Annotated in this window: 18 protein-coding genes; 3 read left to right on the forward strand and 15 right to left on the reverse strand. The window is 51.1% G+C overall.

The genetic code is table 11. From position 1 onward, the window contains the following. Positions 1-32: 32 nt before the first annotated feature. Together AC3WJN_RS22340 and AC3WJN_RS22345 are read right to left on the reverse strand one after the other, a co-directional pair. Positions 33-374 (reverse strand): DUF4367 domain-containing protein, encoded by a 342-nt coding sequence (locus AC3WJN_RS22340; RefSeq protein ID WP_238504181.1) that lies wholly within the window; start codon positions 372-374, stop codon positions 33-35. 268 nt (positions 375-642) lie between these two features. After that, positions 643-969, reverse strand: coding sequence for a DUF1904 family protein (locus tag AC3WJN_RS22345; protein ID WP_005832141.1), 327 nt, complete (start codon positions 967-969; stop codon positions 643-645). Between the two features lie 316 nt (positions 970-1,285). Between AC3WJN_RS22345 and AC3WJN_RS22350 the strand changes: the two genes are divergently transcribed. Further along, positions 1,286-2,116 (forward strand): undecaprenyl-diphosphate phosphatase, encoded by an 831-nt coding sequence (locus AC3WJN_RS22350; RefSeq protein ID WP_005832143.1) that lies wholly within the window; start codon positions 1,286-1,288, stop codon positions 2,114-2,116. Positions 2,117-2,233: 117 nt separating this feature from the next. On the opposite strand, the gene AC3WJN_RS22355 is transcribed toward AC3WJN_RS22350, so the two are convergent. Together AC3WJN_RS22355 and AC3WJN_RS22360 are read right to left on the reverse strand one after the other, a co-directional pair. Beyond that, the gene (locus AC3WJN_RS22355) at positions 2,234-4,288 is read right to left on the reverse strand and encodes an ABC transporter ATP-binding protein (RefSeq protein WP_492329331.1); all 2,055 of its coding nucleotides are present in this window, start codon (positions 4,286-4,288) and stop codon (positions 2,234-2,236) included. Positions 4,289-4,292: 4 nt separating this feature from the next. Continuing rightward, positions 4,293-6,044, reverse strand: a complete 1,752-nt coding sequence (locus tag AC3WJN_RS22360) for an ABC transporter ATP-binding protein (protein ID WP_026558215.1) — start codon at positions 6,042-6,044, stop codon at positions 4,293-4,295. A gap of 461 nt (positions 6,045-6,505) precedes the next feature. On the opposite strand from AC3WJN_RS22360, the gene AC3WJN_RS22365 reads away from it, so the two are divergent. Further along, entirely contained in the window at positions 6,506-7,864 is a 1,359-nt protein-coding gene (locus AC3WJN_RS22365; protein ID WP_026558214.1) for a TrkH family potassium uptake protein, read from the forward strand. Positions 7,865-8,004: 140 nt separating this feature from the next. Here AC3WJN_RS22365 and AC3WJN_RS22370 read toward each other — a convergent pair whose 3' ends face one another. The 4 genes from AC3WJN_RS22370 to AC3WJN_RS22385 all read right to left on the reverse strand — a co-directional run bounded on the left by AC3WJN_RS22370 (position 8,005) and on the right by AC3WJN_RS22385 (position 10,499). Further along, positions 8,005-8,325 carry a YciI family protein gene (locus AC3WJN_RS22370; protein ID WP_005832150.1) on the reverse strand — a complete coding sequence of 107 codons (321 nt, stop codon included), beginning with the start codon at positions 8,323-8,325 and terminating at the stop codon, positions 8,005-8,007. A 4-nt stretch (positions 8,326-8,329) separates the two neighbouring features. After that, positions 8,330-8,791 carry a DUF6884 domain-containing protein gene (locus AC3WJN_RS22375; RefSeq protein ID WP_007777062.1) on the reverse strand — a complete coding sequence of 154 codons (462 nt, stop codon included), beginning with the start codon at positions 8,789-8,791 and terminating at the stop codon, positions 8,330-8,332. A gap of 90 nt (positions 8,792-8,881) precedes the next feature. Next, entirely contained in the window at positions 8,882-9,385 is a 504-nt protein-coding gene (locus AC3WJN_RS22380; protein ID WP_005832154.1) for a GNAT family N-acetyltransferase, read from the reverse strand. Between the two features lie 136 nt (positions 9,386-9,521). After that, positions 9,522-10,499, reverse strand: a complete 978-nt coding sequence (locus AC3WJN_RS22385) for a LacI family DNA-binding transcriptional regulator (RefSeq protein ID WP_005832158.1) — start codon at positions 10,497-10,499, stop codon at positions 9,522-9,524. 202 nt (positions 10,500-10,701) lie between these two features. Here AC3WJN_RS22385 and AC3WJN_RS22390 point away from each other — a divergent pair, with 202 nt between their 5' ends. Beyond that, positions 10,702-11,334, forward strand: coding sequence for a YczE/YyaS/YitT family protein (locus tag AC3WJN_RS22390; protein WP_025845571.1), 633 nt, complete (start codon positions 10,702-10,704; stop codon positions 11,332-11,334). Positions 11,335-11,359: 25 nt separating this feature from the next. Here AC3WJN_RS22390 and AC3WJN_RS22395 read toward each other — a convergent pair whose 3' ends face one another. From AC3WJN_RS22395 to AC3WJN_RS22425, 7 genes are all read right to left on the reverse strand, one after another. Then, positions 11,360-11,668: a hypothetical protein gene (locus AC3WJN_RS22395; protein WP_005832161.1), complete on the reverse strand. Its 309-nt coding sequence runs from the start codon at positions 11,666-11,668 to the stop codon at positions 11,360-11,362. A 22-nt stretch (positions 11,669-11,690) separates the two neighbouring features. Then, a complete protein-coding gene (locus tag AC3WJN_RS22400; RefSeq protein WP_007777077.1) occupies positions 11,691-12,011 on the reverse strand; it encodes a hypothetical protein in 321 nt (106 codons plus the stop codon). A 46-nt stretch (positions 12,012-12,057) separates the two neighbouring features. Continuing rightward, positions 12,058-12,468: a hypothetical protein gene (locus AC3WJN_RS22405; RefSeq protein WP_005832164.1), complete on the reverse strand. Its 411-nt coding sequence runs from the start codon at positions 12,466-12,468 to the stop codon at positions 12,058-12,060. A gap of 4 nt (positions 12,469-12,472) precedes the next feature. Next, positions 12,473-13,159: an ABC transporter ATP-binding protein gene (locus AC3WJN_RS22410; RefSeq protein WP_005832167.1), complete on the reverse strand. Its 687-nt coding sequence runs from the start codon at positions 13,157-13,159 to the stop codon at positions 12,473-12,475. Further along, positions 13,160-14,443, reverse strand: coding sequence for an ABC transporter permease (locus AC3WJN_RS22415; protein ID WP_005832169.1), 1,284 nt, complete (start codon positions 14,441-14,443; stop codon positions 13,160-13,162). An 11-nt stretch (positions 14,444-14,454) separates the two neighbouring features. Next, entirely contained in the window at positions 14,455-15,573 is a 1,119-nt protein-coding gene (locus AC3WJN_RS22420; protein ID WP_005832171.1) for an ABC transporter permease, read from the reverse strand. Positions 15,574-15,696: 123 nt separating this feature from the next. Next, on the reverse strand, positions 15,697-16,083 hold the full coding sequence (locus AC3WJN_RS22425) for a hypothetical protein (RefSeq protein WP_007777088.1): 387 nt from the start codon (positions 16,081-16,083) through the stop codon (positions 15,697-15,699). Between the last annotated feature and the right edge of the window lie 118 nt (positions 16,084-16,201).

The following is a 16,201-nucleotide window of genomic DNA, read 5'->3' on the forward strand; positions in this document are numbered from 1 at the left end:
ACTGTGCATCCCGCGTGAATGCGTGCTGCTCGTTACTTCGCTTCGTTCAATTGTTTGGCGATCTTAATTAGTTCTTGCTTGGAAACAGTCTCTCCCTGCGCGCGAACGCTGTACTCCAGGTCGCTTCCGTTTTTCACCCAGACATTCCAGTAAAAATCGGGTTTGTTTTCCTTTTTATACGTCATGAGCACCGCTTCGTTGCTGCCGAGCAGCACTTTTTCCACACCGTCCGCATTGGACCCAACCTTGACGCCAACTTCTGCCATCCCCACTTCTACCGTGATTTTGCCTTGATCGGCTCCTTTATGTCCTGAAGCAGCAATTCTATTTCCGCTTTTTCCACCTTCCGGCCCTCCCTTCACTATGAATAACAATCGGCCACTCGTGTTTGTGACATGTATTTTCCAGCGCCCTGTAAGGAGAAAACTTGGCTGCGCCAAGCCTTTGGCGCAGCCTTAGTTGCCCTTATACTGGAGAAGAATCTTATAAATCTTTATCTGTACAAAAAAAGGGGCCCCATCCGTCTCTTGCCTGCGGATGGAACACCCTTTTTATGCGCATTCCTTTTCATGATGCGAAACTTGTTGCTGTCGAATCGTCTTTTCTTTTCCCGGGAAATCGACAGCGGTTGTCGTCTCTTTGTTAGAAATGCTCGCCGTTGGCATAATAGCTTTCTTTTTGATAGGCGACAAAAGCCATCTCTACTTCCGGTATGCCGAGCGAGAGGACGTGTTTGGTCACGATCTTGGCAAACTGGTCGCGTGTTTCCTGGCCTCGCTCAAACCAGCCGACCTCGATAAACGGAAACGACTCTACTACCTTTCCGCCAAAAACGCCTGTCGTCTGCAAGCATTCGATAGTGAAATTGTCTGTCCCGCACTGGCACAAAGCGGCAAGCTCCTCTGTCAGCGGCTCGCTGATGGTTGCCATTTGCTCGGCCTGTATGCCGCGAACGATGAGATGTGGCATGCTCGAACCTCCTGTTGGTGAAAAAGCTGTTTGTTCTATCATACCGCTCGGCAGGCGAAAAGAGTAGTCTGTCCCGATTGGTATCAAAGCGGTAACAAACCTGGCGAAAACGAAATCCGCAAACAATATTGCTATTGACATAGCTCGCAAACTATTGGCAAAGTAAGGATAGTTCGTTTATAGAAGAACGCTTGTTGCCGTGAATGCATGCCAAGATCGCATGGGGACGATTCCGATCGACTCACGGGCTTTTCGAGCAATTACGCAACGCACCAAAATAAAAACATACAGCACGCAATCGGAAAGGTGAGTACATATGGATTTGTGGAACATTTTCGTGGCCTTCGTGCTCGGTCTTGTAGAAGGTCTGACTGAATTTGCGCCCGTCTCTTCGACCGGGCACATGATTATCGTCGACGATACTTTGCTGCATTCAAAAGAGCTGTTTTCTTCTGAAGTAGCCAACACGTTCAAGGTCGTCATTCAGCTCGGCTCGATCCTCGCTGCCGTGATCGTGTTCAAAGACCGTTTTTTGAGTTTGCTGGGCTTGAAAAAAATGTCGCCGGACGGCAACGGCCCCGGCCACAAGCTGCGCCTCTCGCAAGTGATCGTCGGGCTTTTGCCTGCCGCTGTGCTCGGCTTGATTTTTGAAGACTACATTGACGAGTACCTGTTCTCCATCCATACGGTGCTGATCGGGCTTGTCGCCGGGGCGCTCCTGATGATCGCCGCCGACTGGTTCCGACCGGGCCGCCCGAAGGTCACAACCGTTGACCAGATGACGTACAAGCAGGCACTTTTGATCGGGCTGTTTCAATGCATCGCCTTGTGGCCTGGGTTTTCCCGCTCCGGTTCGACGATTTCCGGCGGCGTGCTGCTGGGACTCAGCCACCGAGCGGCATCGGACTTTACGTTTATCATGGCGGTTCCCGTCATGGCGGGCGCCAGCTTTTTGTCGCTGTTGAAGCATTGGCAGTACATCACCGCCGATTCCTTGCCGTTTTTCATCGTCGGCTTTATCAGCGCCTTTTTGTTTGCCTTGCTGGCAATCCGCTTCTTCCTGAAGCTGATTAACCGGATCAAACTCGTTCCGTTTGCCCTGTACCGCATCGCGCTTGCTGCTGTCATCTACTTCTTCATTTTGTAGCAGCGACTTGCAACAGGCACGATCTTAACCAAAAAAGCTGCCTTTGCCGTTGAAGCGCCCCCTCATGCTAGACACAGTGGGGGACGCATTTTAGGCAAGGCAGCTTTTTTTCTTTGCTCAGGCTGGCGAACCGTCCAGTTGCAAAGCATCGCCAACCAGCGTCTGCGTTTCCTTTTGTCCGTGCTGCAACTGATACATTTGATAATACTTGCCGCGCTTCTCCATCAGCTCCTCGTGCCTACCTCGCTCGACAATTCTGCCCCGATCCAGCACCAGAATCTGATCGGCATTTTTGATCGTCGACAGCCGGTGGGCGATGATGAATGTCGTTCTGCCTTTTTTCAGCACTTCCAGCGCGTTTTGGATGATTCCTTCCGTCTCGGTATCAATGTTGGCTGTCGCTTCGTCCAGGACGAGAATCGCCGGGTCGAACGCCAGCGCCCGCGCAAACGAAATCAACTGGCGCTGTCCGAGCGAGAGCGTGCTGCCCTTTTCGATGACAGGCTCGTCGAAGCCGCGCGGCAAAGTGCGCAGAAGCTGATCTGCCCCGACGTCGCAAAGCGCCTTCTCCACTTTTTCCGCGGAAATCGCCGGATCGTCCAGACTCACATTGGAACGGATCGTCCCGGTGAACAAAAACGGGTCCTGCAACACGATCGCCATATGCTGGCGAATGTGCTGCTTGGGCACATCCATGACGTTCTGCCCGTCAATGGTGATCGTCCCGCTGCTGACGTCGTAAAAGCGGAACAGCAGGTTGATGATCGAGCTTTTCCCCGAGCCGGTGTGCCCGACCAGTGCTACCGTTTCTCCCGGCCACGCCTCGAACGAAATGTTTTTCAGCACGTACTGGTCGTCCTGATAGGCAAAAGAAACGTCGTGAAACCGGACGCTGCCCTGATAGCGCGGAATTTTGCCCGAATCGACCTCGATCCCTTCCTCGTCGAGCAGCTCGAACACGCGGTGCGCGGCCACCAGCGACTGCTCCAGGTTTGCCAGTTGATTCACAATTTGCGTAATCGGCTGAAACAGGCGATTGAGGTAATCGACAAACGCGTACAGGACACCAAGCGAAAACAGCGTGCCCACCCCAAGAGAGGCGCCGCCGAAATACCAGATGAACAACACAAACGCCGCGTTGCGCACGAGCTGCACCAGATTGAAGGAAGCGGTGGCGTTGAGCCGCAACATTTTGTTTTGGTAGGTGAACAGCTCTTCGTTCAGTTCGCCAAATTCCCGCATCGCCTCTTTTTCCCTGCGAAACGCCTGGATGATCGGCATTCCCTGGATTGATTCGTTAATCATTCCGTTAATGTCGCTGATGCGCGCGCGAATGACGTGGTTGAAGGCAGAGGCGCGTTTGCGGTAATAGACGATCCAGACCGCCATGATCGGCAAAATCGCCAGACAGACGAGCGCCAAGCGGACATCGAGCACAAACAGCGCAATGAAAATCCCGATCAAGTAAATCCCGCTGGTGAAAAAGGACGCGAGCACATTAGCAAACAGCTCGCGAATCGCCTCGGTGTCGTTCGTCACGCGGGCGACGACTTTCCCCGCAGGCAGGTTGTCAAAATACGTAATCGGCAGCCGCTGAATATGGGCGAACACGTCCATGCGCAGCTTGCGAATCACCAGATTGGCCGATTTTTGCAGCAAATACTTTTGACCGTAATGAAAAAGTCCGGCTGCCACCAGCAAACCGAGATAAGCGGCTGCCAGGACGAGCAAGCCGCTCGTCTCCGGGCCAAAAAATGCGAACAGCTCCTGATTGCTGAGCGGGACGGCCGGATAGACCGCCTGCCGGGAGCCGCTTTCAATCGTCAGCTTTCCGTCGGCGACCGTTCGCTGCCCGTCAAAAGCAAGCGGCTGGTCGATGAAGTAATAGTCGCGTCCGACCTGCAAAATTCGCACTTCCTGGCCTTTGCTCTCGCCTGCCGCCAAGTGATCCTCCCGCGTGTACCACTTCCCCCGGTACAAGACGGAATCTGCCCGTTGCCCGGTCTCGTACCACGGAAATTCAATGCCGAGTATGTGCGTGTCGATCATTTTTTTCGCCAAAAACGGCCCTGTCAGCTCCGCGCCTACAGCAACGGACAGCATCAAGAGAGCGAGCACGATCGTCTTTTTAAATAACCATGCATACTGAAACAGCCTTTTTCCCGTACTCATCCATTCACCCGCCTTCTGTCAACTGTGCTTCTATTTGCTGCTTTTCAAACTGTTCCTTGTACCAGCCGCCGCGCAACAGGAGCTGTTCATGCGTTCCCTCCTCGACCACCTTGCCTTCGTCCATGACGAGAATCCAGTCGGCATGGGCGACAGCAGACAGGCGGTGAGTCGCAATCAGCGTCGTTTTGCCTGCCCGCTCCCGGCGGATGTTGGCGATCATTTCCGCTTCTGTCTTGCCGTCAACGGCTGACATCGCATCGTCGAGAATCAGGATTTCCGGGTCGATCATCAACGCCCGGGCAATCGACACCCGCTGCTTTTGCCCGCCTGACAGCGCCACGCCTTTTTCCCCGACCAGCGTATCGAGTCCCTCCGGCAAAAACTGCACGTCTTTCGCGAACGCTGCAAGCCTAAGCGCGTTTTGCAACTGTTCCTCGCTGCCGTCCTTTCTCCCGAACAAAACGTTTTCCCGAACGGTCCTGGAGAACAAAATCTGCTCTTGCGGCACGTAGCCGATCCAGCTTTTGATGTTGTCCAGCTCGATCTCATCCAGCGGGACCCCGTTGATGGTAATCGTACCTCTCCCGAGCGGAAACTCCCGCAGCAACTGCCTAAGCAGGGTCGACTTTCCGCTGCCGGTTCGCCCGACGATGCCAAGTGTTTGCGAGCGGTGCAAAGTAAAAGAAACGTCCTGCAACTGATCCTGGGCAGTCCCCGGATAGCGAAAGCTCACCCGCTCGAAGCGAATCGTCTCTGGAACCGCAAGCTGCGCCGGACGCTCGCGATTGGTCACGTCCGCTTCGTACGCCAGTGTCTCGTTGACGCGATCGAGCGAGGCGCTTCCCCGCTGCAAGACGTTAATCAGCTCCCCAATGGCGAACATCGGCCAAATCAGCATCCCCAGGTAGACGTTGAACGACACCAGCTCCCCCAGCGTCAGCTCCTGCCGGAACACCAGATAGCCGCCGTAGATCAGCCCGATCATGTAGCTGATGCCCACCAAAATTTTCACGGTCGGTTCAATCAGCGAGTCGACCTTGGCTACTTCGATATTTTTTTGGTACACCTCACCTGTTTTGTCCGCAAACCGCTTCTGGTCCGCCGTCTCCTGGACGTAGGCGCGAATCACCCTGACGCCTGCCACGGATTCCAGCACGCGGTCGTTCAGCTCGCCAAACGAATCCTGCGCGCGGGAAAAGCGCTCGTGAATTTTTTTGCCGTACTGGTTGATCGCATACGCCATGAATGGCAACGGAAGAATCGCCGCCAGCGTCAGCTTCCAACTGATAAAAAAGCCCATCGTCAAAATGATGACGCCTGTGAAGCTGGCCGAGTCGACCAGTGTGAGGATGCCGAAGCCTGTCGTCATCGAAACAGCCTTCAGGTCGTTCGTTGCCCGGGCCATCAAGTCCCCGGTGCGATTGCGCTGATAAAAAGTCGGCGTCATGCGCAAAAAGTGCGTCATCAGCTTGGAACGAAGCGTCCGCTCCGCCAGAAAAGCTCCCCCGAACAGCTTGTAAATCCAGACGAAGTTGACGAAATACGTCGCGACAGCAAGCCCCACGTAAAACAGCAAAATGTGCCAAAGCCGCTCGCCCGTCAATGTCCCCAACTGCATTTCGTCGATGGCCACCCCGATGATTTTCGGCGGGATAATTTCCATGATGCCGCCCAGGATCAGCAACAGAATCGCTGCCGTGTAACGCTTCCAATGCTCCTTGAAAAACCAGTCCAGCTTTGTTAAAACCGAAAACATCTGCCGCTCTCTCCTCTCGTCTCAACCGGGCGTCCTCTTTTTGGAGGCGAAAAAAGGCATATCGCCGCTGGGGCAACATGCCTTTTTATCTGAATCAAAAGAATCAAATAAAAAAGCGCAGGCTACAAAAACCGTAACCTGCGCCGTTTGATGGAGTTGGGAAAAACTACACTGCGTGCATCAAAGGGAGGGTTACGTCATGTATGCAGTTGTGCATTTTGTTCATTACACTGCTTTTCATGACAGACCCACCTTTCCGTAAAATTTTCGTTTTCCAAATAATACATTCTGAACTCTATCACTGATTTGCCGGAATTGTCAACAAATTATTTTTTGCTGCACGCATGGACGCGAATCGATTCCAGATCCTTTGCCTCCCGTAAAAGATACAAAGCATTTTTGCTCTCTAACTTTTTTTGGTATGATTACCTTCATGAAGTTTATTCGGGAGGCCATTCATTTTGTTATCTTCGAATCAAAAACGTCGCTTGACTTCCGTTCAAATTATTGTGTTTTCCTACGTTACGCTGATTCTGGTCTCTGGGGTTATCTTGTGGCTGCCGTTATTTCATAACCAGGGCGTGTCGCTTTCGTTCATCGACGCCCTCTTTACCGCAGCGAGTGCGATCAGCGTCACCGGGCTGACCGTGATTACGATTCACGAAGTGTTCAACCAGTGGGGCATTTTGTTTTTGACGCTGCTCTTTCAGGTGGGCGGGATCGGAATCATGACGCTCGGGACATTTATTTGGATGCTGATGGGCAAACAGATCGGCCTGGAGCAGCGCATCTGGATTGCGACCGACCATAATCGCTCCACCTTGTCCGGACTGGTCAACCTGATGCGCAACATTCTCGTCATGGCGCTCATCATCGAGCTGATCGGAACCGTGCTGCTGGGCGCGCACTTCTTGATTGCGGGCTATTACACCGATTGGTACGAAGCATTTTATCACGGCTACTTTGCCTCGGTCAGCGCCTTTACGAACGCGGGCTTCGACCTGCACGGCAATTCCATGCTGGACTACACGCACGACTACGTGTTTCAACTGACCGTCATGCTGCTGATTATTTGCGGGGCGATCGGCTTTCCCGTACTCGTCGAGCTGCGCACGTACTTCTCCTATCGCCGGGCCAAGGCGCGCTTTACCTTTTCGCTGTTTACCAAGATTACGACGCTCACGTTCTTTTCCTTGGTGGTGGCCGGGGCTGTACTCATTTACGTTTTCGAGCGCCAGCATTTTCTGCTCGATAAAACGTGGCACGAATCGCTGTTCTACTCGTTGTTCCACTCCGTTTCTTCGCGGAGCGGCGGCTTGTCCACTATGGACATCAGCCTGTTTTCCACCCCTACGCTGTTCATGCTGTCTGCGATGATGTTTATTGGCGCATCGCCAAGCAGCGTGGGCGGGGGGATTCGGACGACGACGTTTTTTGTCCTGATCGCGACTGTGTTTGCCAACATGCGCGGCTACAAAGACGTGAAAGTATTCGGCCGGGAGCTGGTGGACGAAGACATCATGCGCTCGTTCGTCGTCTTTTTCATCGCGATCGTCCTCGTGTTCATGGCTGTCATCTTGCTCGTCTGGCTGGAGGATTTGCCGTTCCAGCACATTTTGTTTGAAGTATGCTCCGCTTTTGGTACGACCGGATTGTCTACCGGAGTTACTGCACATCTGGGAACGCCCGGCAAGCTCATCCTGATTATCACCATGATGATCGGGCGTGTCGGGATTATCAACCTGCTCTTGTTCCTCAAGCGCGACGACCGGATCGTGCGCTACCACCACCCGAAAGAGCGGATCATCATCGGGCAGTAACGAACATCGGCGCAGCAAAAAAACTGGGCTGCGCCAAGCCGTTGGCGCAGCGTTGTTGCCCTTATTCGAACTAGAGTCTTCCCTGTACAAAAAGAGCCTGATGCGTTTTTCGCGCACAGGCTCTTCGTCTATGTTCACTTCTATTCCCACTCGCTGTTGTACAAGGCGACGCGGTACGGGTACAGCTCGGCTGTCATCACGTTTTGCCGGACAGCCGGATCGTTTTCCATGACGCGTCTGGCCGCTTCCTCTGATTCCGCGAGAAAAATCGCAATGCCAAACGTCGTCTCGTCCATGTTTTGCGTGCGGCCCGCGAGGATCAGCCTGTTGTCTGCGAGCAGCTTTTGCAAATAGCGAAAATGCTCTCCGACGATCTCGTGCTCTTTGTCCGTCCAGTTCGCCGGGTCGAGCAGCCGCGGAACAAGCCTGATTTTGTACAAATACTGCTGGAGTCCGTCCATCCTCTCATCCCTTTCCGATTTCCTGTCTGTTCGCCACAGCCTGGTTCAGCTTTTGCAGCATAAAGCCGATGCCTTGGCAATCCGCGAGCGGAAAGCTGCTTTTGTCTGCGCCAAACACGGCGTGAATGATCTTCCTGAACTTCTTTCCGCCCAGCATGACCACTTCCTCCACCCCGTCGAGCTGCTTGTCCCGCGCTTGTCGCATCAGGCGGTCGAGCGCGATGATCTCCGGGTTTTTCGTGCCAAAAGCCACATCGTAGTTTTCCGGCACCGTATCATGCGGCAGCAAAAAGCCGTGCTTGGCAGACAAAATCGCCCACTCGAAAAAAAACGTCCGGGCATACGCCTGGCTCGCTTTATGAAACGCGCTTTGATAAACGTACTGCGCCTCTGTCGCTCCCGCCTCCGGGTGTACATCCCATATTTTTTTCGCGCCACAGGCGATGATGCACAAACGTCGTTTCACTTCGTTCTATCTCCTTCCATTTGCGCCCGGCTTTTCCTGCCTGCTTGTCCATCACCCGCATGATCGACTTTTTGTATTCTGAAAAATCACTTATACACTGACGTCCTCTTTCCAGCCCGGACTCTCTGTCGGAGAGCAGGCAACGGGCCAGACAGGCAGCTCCAGTACATGCCGATGCTTGCCAGGGCCGTAATAGTCCTGTTCGGCGTGAGCCAGCCGAAAGCCGTGTGCCGAAAGCGCGCGAAGAGAGGACTGGTTCGTCTCGCTCACGGTGACCAGCACGGTGCGCAGCGAAGGAAAACGGCGCAGAGCTTGCAGCCTCGCTTCGATCAGCCGCTTGCCAATGCCTTGTCCCTGGTATTCTTTACGGACGTTGCTGAACAACAGCCAGCCCGTCGTCTGGTACATGTCGATGCCCGCACAACTGAAGCCGATGAGCTGGTCATGGATTGTCGCCTTGAAAATCAGCTCGGGAAACAGCTCCATATATTTTTTCAGCTCGTGCAGGTTCATGCGATCCGGCAACGTCAGGTCGGCCAGCGTAATCATCTCGGCAAAATCCTCTTTTTTGGCACATTCAATCCGTACTTCCATCCATCCTCCGCCTCCTGTCCGTTTACCCTGTCATCTACACTCTAGCAAACGGATATAAAGCAGGAGTGGATGGCGTGTGAATGATCTGCAAATTTGTGTAAATCTTGTTTCGGCGGGATGCCTGTCCCGCCAGACGTCACGTCGTCCCCCTCTCTACCAGAAGCGGGGGCAGCTCCTTCTCTTCTTTTTCTTTGTGCTGGTGGAGAATTCTGTCGTACAGCATTTCAAAGGCGTATTTCCCCATCAAGCTGCTCGGGCTTGATACTGTGGTGATCTCCAGCAGCTCGCCGACCGGCTGATCGTCACAGCCGACAATCGCCAGGTCTTCGGGGACGCGCAGTCCCAGTCTGCCCGCTTCCTTGACGATCCCCGCCGCGATGTGATTGCAGGAGACGATCAATGCAGAAGGCCGCTCCTTCATTTGCCAGATGCGGTGAGCGATGTCTTTGCCGTCCTGCACGGTCAGACAGTTTTCAAAAGCCCAGTCAGGTGCGGGCGTTACGTCTGCCGATCGAAGCATGTCATGGTAGGCCCGTTTGCGGTGCTGGCTGTTGAAGCTGTTTTTTCTGCCTATGCAATAGCCGATTTTCCGGTGTCCTTTGCCGAGCAAATACTCCATCCCGATCCGAAAGGTCTGATAATGGTCGATATGAACGCTCGATACGAAAGCTGTCTCGTTTGCCTCGCAGGTGATGATCGGGCCGTATTGGGCGTACTCGTCAATCGTTTCGCAGCCATTGGCCCGGGAGCACATGATGAGGCCGTCCATTTTCTTGTTTTTCAGCAGGCGCAAAATGCTCTGCTCCTGCTCGGAACTGTTATTGGTCTGGCACACCATCAGGTTGTACTGGTGCCGGGCTGCTTCGGCGGCGATCCCTTCGATGATCGAGCTGTAATATTGATTGTTGACGAGCGGAAGCGTCACGCCGACCACCATTGTTTTTCCGGTCGACAGGTGGACGGCGTTGCTGTTCTGCACGTAGTTTCGCTCCTTGATGATCCGCATGATTTCTGCTCGTTTTTGTTCGCTGACATACGGATGGTTATTTAATACACGCGACACGGTGGAGACGGATACCCCCGCCAGTCTCGCAATTTCTCGAATGTTAGCCAAGCCTGATTACCCCTCTGTTTTTTCGAATCCGTGATTCTCTCTTCCATAGTAACGGGAAACGCGTCCTTTTCTCCAGTTGAAAAACATGCAGTGCGAAAGCAAAAAGACTGGAAGGCATGTCCGGCACATTTTTTTCTTGCTCTGAAAAGCGTTCCACACATTATCCTGTTGCCAATGGTAGATGAAAGGAGTCGTGCTGTTCGTGTTTCGCTTCAAATTCGAATACGTCCTGTTTGTCACAGGTCTGCTGATTCTTGCGCTCGGCATCAACATGATGACGACGATTACCTCGTTTGGCCTCAGCCCTTATGACTCTCTGTTTATTGCCTTGTTTCAAAACTTCGGCGTATCCATCGGCTTCTGGATGTTCGCGATCAACTTCGCCTTTGTCTGCATCGTCTTTTTCATGGATCGCAGCTACATTACGATGGGCGCCGTTGCCGTGATGGTGCTGATCTCTGTCTTTGTCGACCTGATCGGCTCGATTGACGCCCTGATGGCCGGCATCCGCTCGCTGCCGCCGCTCTTGACCATGGCGCTTGGCAACTTGTGCATCGGCAGCGGCATCGGACTGTACGTGTGCACGCAGGTGTGCACAGCACCGCAGGAAGCTTTCGTGCTCGTAATCTCCAAGCGGATGAAATGGACGTTTCGCCGGACAGAGATCTCGCTTGCCTGCCTGTTTCTCACCTTGAGCTTTTTGCTCGACGGGCCGATTTACTACGGGACGATCGTGCTGTCGTTCACGACTGGCTACATCATTCAGGCTGCCATTCATGCGGGGAACAAGCTTTTGTCGTTCGTCAATCGCGGGACGGAAGCACAGGTGCAGTAGAAGCCGGACGCGCGGCAAAAAGCAGTCACGCCAAAAAAGCCGCCATACTGGACGGCGGCAAATCGCTGGATATTTTCAGAGCCGGGCGGGCGGGGCGCATCCTGTCCTGCCTCGCCTCGCCGCTGACAGCAGCAGGCTGCGCTCCCGTGCCAAGCCTGCTGCCGTCCCGGCCATTGTCTAACGCCTGCGCACTCATCGGCTGAAGCTGCGCAGGCGTTCTTTTTACATCACGCGCAGTCCCCAGCGCGCGGCTTGTTCGGTTCGCTACCTGAAGGCCGTCGGTCGAGCACCTTCTCTTTTTCGCGATCGTCCCCGCTGTCCTCGCATATGGCATTCGGACAGCTCGCTCGTGCCTGTCACTGCACACTGGACTTTTTGTTACGCAAGAACATGGCCCACCATGCGACCAAAAACACGTAACCAGCGAGTACGAAAACAGCCCAGAGAGAGCCTTGCAGCAGCTCCATGACAAAATGCTCGAACTCGTCCATTCCTTCTGCCCGGGCGATGCTTTTCCACAGACTGACGACCGGAAGCAACAGCGCCAGGAGCATCGCGGCAACGGACATCCGCCTGTTTTTCTTGCGTGCGAGGCAGAAGGCGGCTGTCCCTGCTGTGATGAGGAAAAATAGGTAATAGATCGCCCAAAACCATCCGGGCAGACTCTCCCAGTACATGTTGTCCCTCCTGTGTCCGTGTTTGTACACGCTTGTTCTGAAAAACCTACTCTACACTTTCCAATGATAGCATATATTTTCCATTTGTATCCTTGTTCGTATGATATTGCACCCGCCATTTTCCCTTTATAGGTGTCACCTCGAGTTTTTCAGCATAAATCTGGTCTTTGGTCACCTCTCCAGACTGAACCAATCTGTTGTTTGGATCGAACAGTTCAAAAGTGAGGCTTCCACCATCCAAGTTAATCTCATGTTCGATAAGCAGCGTATCGAATCTGGTCTTGTTAACGGTAATTTCTCTAACCACCTGTTTATATTTTTCCTCGTATTCATCGGACAAAAAGACACCTTCTGCTGTCCGCATAAAATGTTCTTGATAAAAAAAGGAGTAGTAGCTGATTCCCCCCGCCAAAGCGATAAAGACGGCAATGAAAACGATCCTCCATTTCATTTGCATACCGTTACCTCTCCATCTTTCGGTCTTCTGTAATGACGCCATCTACAATGCGGATGATTCGTTTTGTATATCCGGCGATTTTTTCATCATGGGTAATGACCACAATACTTTTGCCTTCTTCATTCATTTGACAAAGAAGCTCCATTAACTGCGCCCCGTTTTTCTGATCCAACGCACCTGTTGGTTCATCAGCCAGGATCAGCTCTGTTTCAGCAGTCATGGCACGTGCAATGGCAACTCTTTGTTTTTGGCCTCCCGACAGCTTGGAAACATTTTTATTGCTCAAGTCGGCAATCCCGAGTTTGTGCAAATAATAGTCTACTTTTTCCTTCTTTTCCTTGAGGCTCATTTTTCGTTTAAACAAGGGCAGTGCCACATTTTCATAGACGCTGAAATTGTGCATTAAGGCGAAGTTTTGAAAGACAAAGCTGATCGTTTTGTTTCTGATCTGGCTTAATTCTCTATCGCTCAATTTTTGAATCAAAGTGCCTTTTAGCCTGTATTCTCCTTCAGTCGGTACATCCATGCAACCCATAATGTTCAACAGGGTCGATTTGCCTGAGCCAGACGGACCCATGATCGAGACAAATTCGCCTTTCTCCATGCGAAAAGTTACTTGTTTTAAGGCTACGGTTGCATACTCTGCTTGCCCGAATACTTTCGAAACATTATCAAGCTCAATGAATGCCATTCAGTCTCTCCCCCCTACTAACTCGCGAAGTTGGAGTTTTTTGATCCGAAGCAACGGGATGAACACGGAAGCAAGAACAACCAGGATGGATACAAGCATGACTTTACCGTATAAAGGGAAGGCAAACATCTCCAGCTTTATATTCGCTACCGATGAATCTTCGAAAGCTTCCATCACGTAATTCAGCACAACCCCGGAAACTGCTGAAACCGTTACGATCCATACAAGTTCCATGAGAATGATTACGGAAATATCCCTTTTGGTTGCACCTGCCACCATCCTGACTCCCAGTTCATGCTTTCGGGCATGAATCGACGACAGCGTCACCGAAACGATTCCAATAATCGAGATCACTAAAAAGAACATCCCCATGAACAGGGAGAAATTGCTGACTTGCTTCCTGTTTTCCCTGTAAGCATGCAACTCGTCGCCAACTGTTGTCAGCGTTGGATTTATGCCTAATTCTCTCCCCTTTTCTGAAATGGCCGCTGCGACTTGATTGAACTTTTCTGCGGAATCCAGTTGGATGAAGGTGTTATGCATCCTCACCGCTACGTCCATCGGCTCGCTTTCCCTGACAATCGGAAAAAAAGGAGCAAGAAAAAAGTTGTCCAGGTTATCAACCGGATCAGCAATGTAATCATTTCCAGATAACCATTCACTCCTCTGCTCAAGAACTCCAACAACTTCGTACACTATTTTCTTTTCATGGATGATGGTCTCAAACCGATCACCAAGATTGATGACATCCCGGTAGTTATATCCGATCAAAACCGGGATAACGTCACCGTCCTTTTTGGTGAAATCCGCTTCACCCAGTGGCCTTCCGTTGATGATCTTGAATTTTGCATATGAATAGATGCCTTTATCTAAAAAAACGATCTTGTTATTTTCAATCGCATTCTCCAACCTTGTTCCGGCATACTGTTTTTTGTTTTGTTCAAGAAAAGCGCGTTGATTCGGCAAATTTTCCGGTGTGATGGAGGTCGTATCAAAGGAGCCGTACCTCTGCACTCCGGGCGTTTGTTTGATAAAATTCTCCAATTGACCAAATCGTTCGGCAAACCATTCTGTGTCTTCCACATCCGCAAAAGACAACCGCAACGTTGTATCTTTATCCATCTGCGTTACCGCAAATAGCTTTTTCTCTTGATAATGCACGACATCCATGGAAATAAACGCATGATTCATCACCCAAAAGGAAAGCACAAGCTGCGCCATCATCAGAAAAACAGACAGCTTTCTTTTCCGCATGGATGAAATCGCGATGGAAAGGTGCTCCATTTCTCTTCTCCTTATCCCCTGATAGCCTCAACTGGCTGTATTTTTAGCGCCTTGCTCGAAGGGATGGCAGTAGTGACAAAAGCCGTTGCAAAAACGAACAAAATCGCGGCAAAGATAGTGGTGGAGGTAATCTCAACCGGATAATCAAGCCATTTGGAAAGCAAGCTTCTTATCATCCATTGAATAGAAAAACCTATGACTACCGCTATCAGGTTGATGACGCACATCTCCCAAAAAAGCATGGAGACGATATCCGCATTGCTGTAGCCAAAAGCTTTCCTGATACCGATTTCGTACTTTCTTTCTTGAATCCAAAAGGCTGTAAGGTTAATCGCGTTGATGATTGCCAGCGCGTAAACCATTATGGATATGTAGATTTCGCTTCCCCTGTTGGGCGCAACAATCCCCTCTGTTTCTCCGTACGGGGAGGCTGTACATGTCGCTTCCGGAAATAGACGCTTGGCATTTTGTTTAATCTGTTTTTCGTCTGCGTATGTATCTGTATAACTATTGTGGATCAAGAAAGGAATCGTTTTCGCGCTTTGCAATTTGCTCAAAAGCGTTGAGGAAAGCGACGTGGCCGGAATAACAATTTTGTAATCAATCGCTTTTGTCGTTTTTCCTTTCACGCCGATGATTCCGATCACTTCGTATTCTTCGTTATCCAGCAAAATGTACGGTTTTCCGTTCTTGGTGCGTACATCTTTCCCTCTCGCTTTGCCAACCAGGGCTACTTTTTCTCCATGGATGATATCCGTTACATTCAGATATCTTCCTGTTTCTAATGGAAATCTCTGAACAACCTGTTTTGTCCAATATTCAGGCGTTACCGGAGCCATGAGACCATTGTGAAACATTTTTGCTCGGTCCAGAATAACTCCGGTTTGATCCGATATCCCGTCAAAAACCTTGAACAAAGCTCGTACATCTTGTTTGTCCGAAAGCTCCAATTCTATTTTCGTAGCATTCTGAGGTGCGTAATGAACCTGTTGCTGGATGAGCAAATGCGTATTCCTCACACTCGATATGCCTATTGAAATGAGTACGATGGATATGGTCAGACCCAAGATAATCAAAGCGGTTGTGACGGGATGGGCTTTAAACTGATTTTTTATCGAGCTTAACGTCATGTATAACCGTCTCCTGAGTTTTTCAGCATTGCGTATGGTTTAGGGACAAGTTGCCGTCGTAGCCAAACAGAAAATAAACCGGCTATTCCACCGGTTTATTTTCTGTTTGAATGTTACGGGATTCTAGTCATCGGAGAAAGTATCAACGACAAGTTCTTTTTTCCGATCAGAGCTGTCAATCGAGTGTCTACTTTTGAAATACTCGGCGCCCGCATATGTATAGCGGCATTCAGCAAGGCTTTTATCCCGATCGTACTTGCTGCCAGAAACTCCAGAGTCGTCTTTCCACATTTCCAGTCTGACTGCAACATAGTTACTATTGTTTGGATTAATGAAGTCTGTTTCGGCTTCTGCCTTATCTTCATCTAAAAGATTCCAATCGACGTCCAGTTTGATATCAGCCCGCAAATCTTTATATTGAAGTGTGTCGGTTTGTGTCTCCGCATAAGCAGAATTAGCTGCGGTCAGCAAAGCGAGCGTTGCAGCAATACAAAGAAATTTTTTTCCCAAGTTCCTTTCCTCCCAAACTTACTTTGTCTATATACCTTGGCCAAGGGTGATAAGGAGAAAACAACAACCAATTAGTAGTTTTTTCGTTATCGGCTTTTATTATATTTATCGCTTTTGT

The organism is Brevibacillus sp. FW306-2-1A-C05A (assembly GCF_058781555.1).

Bases quoted from the DNA above. Each gene is read 5' to 3' on its own strand.
- AC3WJN_RS22415 (WP_005832169.1), bottom strand. From the start codon at position 14,443: ATGGAGCACCTTTCCATCGCGATTTCATCCATGCGGAAAAGAAAGCTG.
- AC3WJN_RS22360 (WP_026558215.1), bottom strand. From the start codon at position 6,044: ATGTTTTCGGTTTTAACAAAGCTGGACTGGTTTTTCAAGGAGCATTGG.
- AC3WJN_RS22350 (WP_005832143.1), top strand. From the start codon at position 1,286: ATGGATTTGTGGAACATTTTCGTGGCCTTCGTGCTCGGTCTTGTAGAA.
- AC3WJN_RS22355 (WP_492329331.1), bottom strand. From the start codon at position 4,288: ATGAGTACGGGAAAAAGGCTGTTTCAGTATGCATGGTTATTTAAAAAG.
- AC3WJN_RS22405 (WP_005832164.1), bottom strand. From the start codon at position 12,468: ATGCAAATGAAATGGAGGATCGTTTTCATTGCCGTCTTTATCGCTTTG.
- AC3WJN_RS22420 (WP_005832171.1), bottom strand. From the start codon at position 15,573: ATGACGTTAAGCTCGATAAAAAATCAGTTTAAAGCCCATCCCGTCACA.
- AC3WJN_RS22345 (WP_005832141.1), bottom strand. From the start codon at position 969: ATGCCACATCTCATCGTTCGCGGCATACAGGCCGAGCAAATGGCAACC.
- AC3WJN_RS22380 (WP_005832154.1), bottom strand. From the start codon at position 9,385: ATGGAAGTACGGATTGAATGTGCCAAAAAAGAGGATTTTGCCGAGATG.
- AC3WJN_RS22395 (WP_005832161.1), bottom strand. From the start codon at position 11,668: ATGCCATATGCGAGGACAGCGGGGACGATCGCGAAAAAGAGAAGGTGC.
- AC3WJN_RS22410 (WP_005832167.1), bottom strand. From the start codon at position 13,159: ATGGCATTCATTGAGCTTGATAATGTTTCGAAAGTATTCGGGCAAGCA.
- AC3WJN_RS22400 (WP_007777077.1), bottom strand. From the start codon at position 12,011: ATGTACTGGGAGAGTCTGCCCGGATGGTTTTGGGCGATCTATTACCTA.
- AC3WJN_RS22370 (WP_005832150.1), bottom strand. From the start codon at position 8,325: ATGGACGGACTCCAGCAGTATTTGTACAAAATCAGGCTTGTTCCGCGG.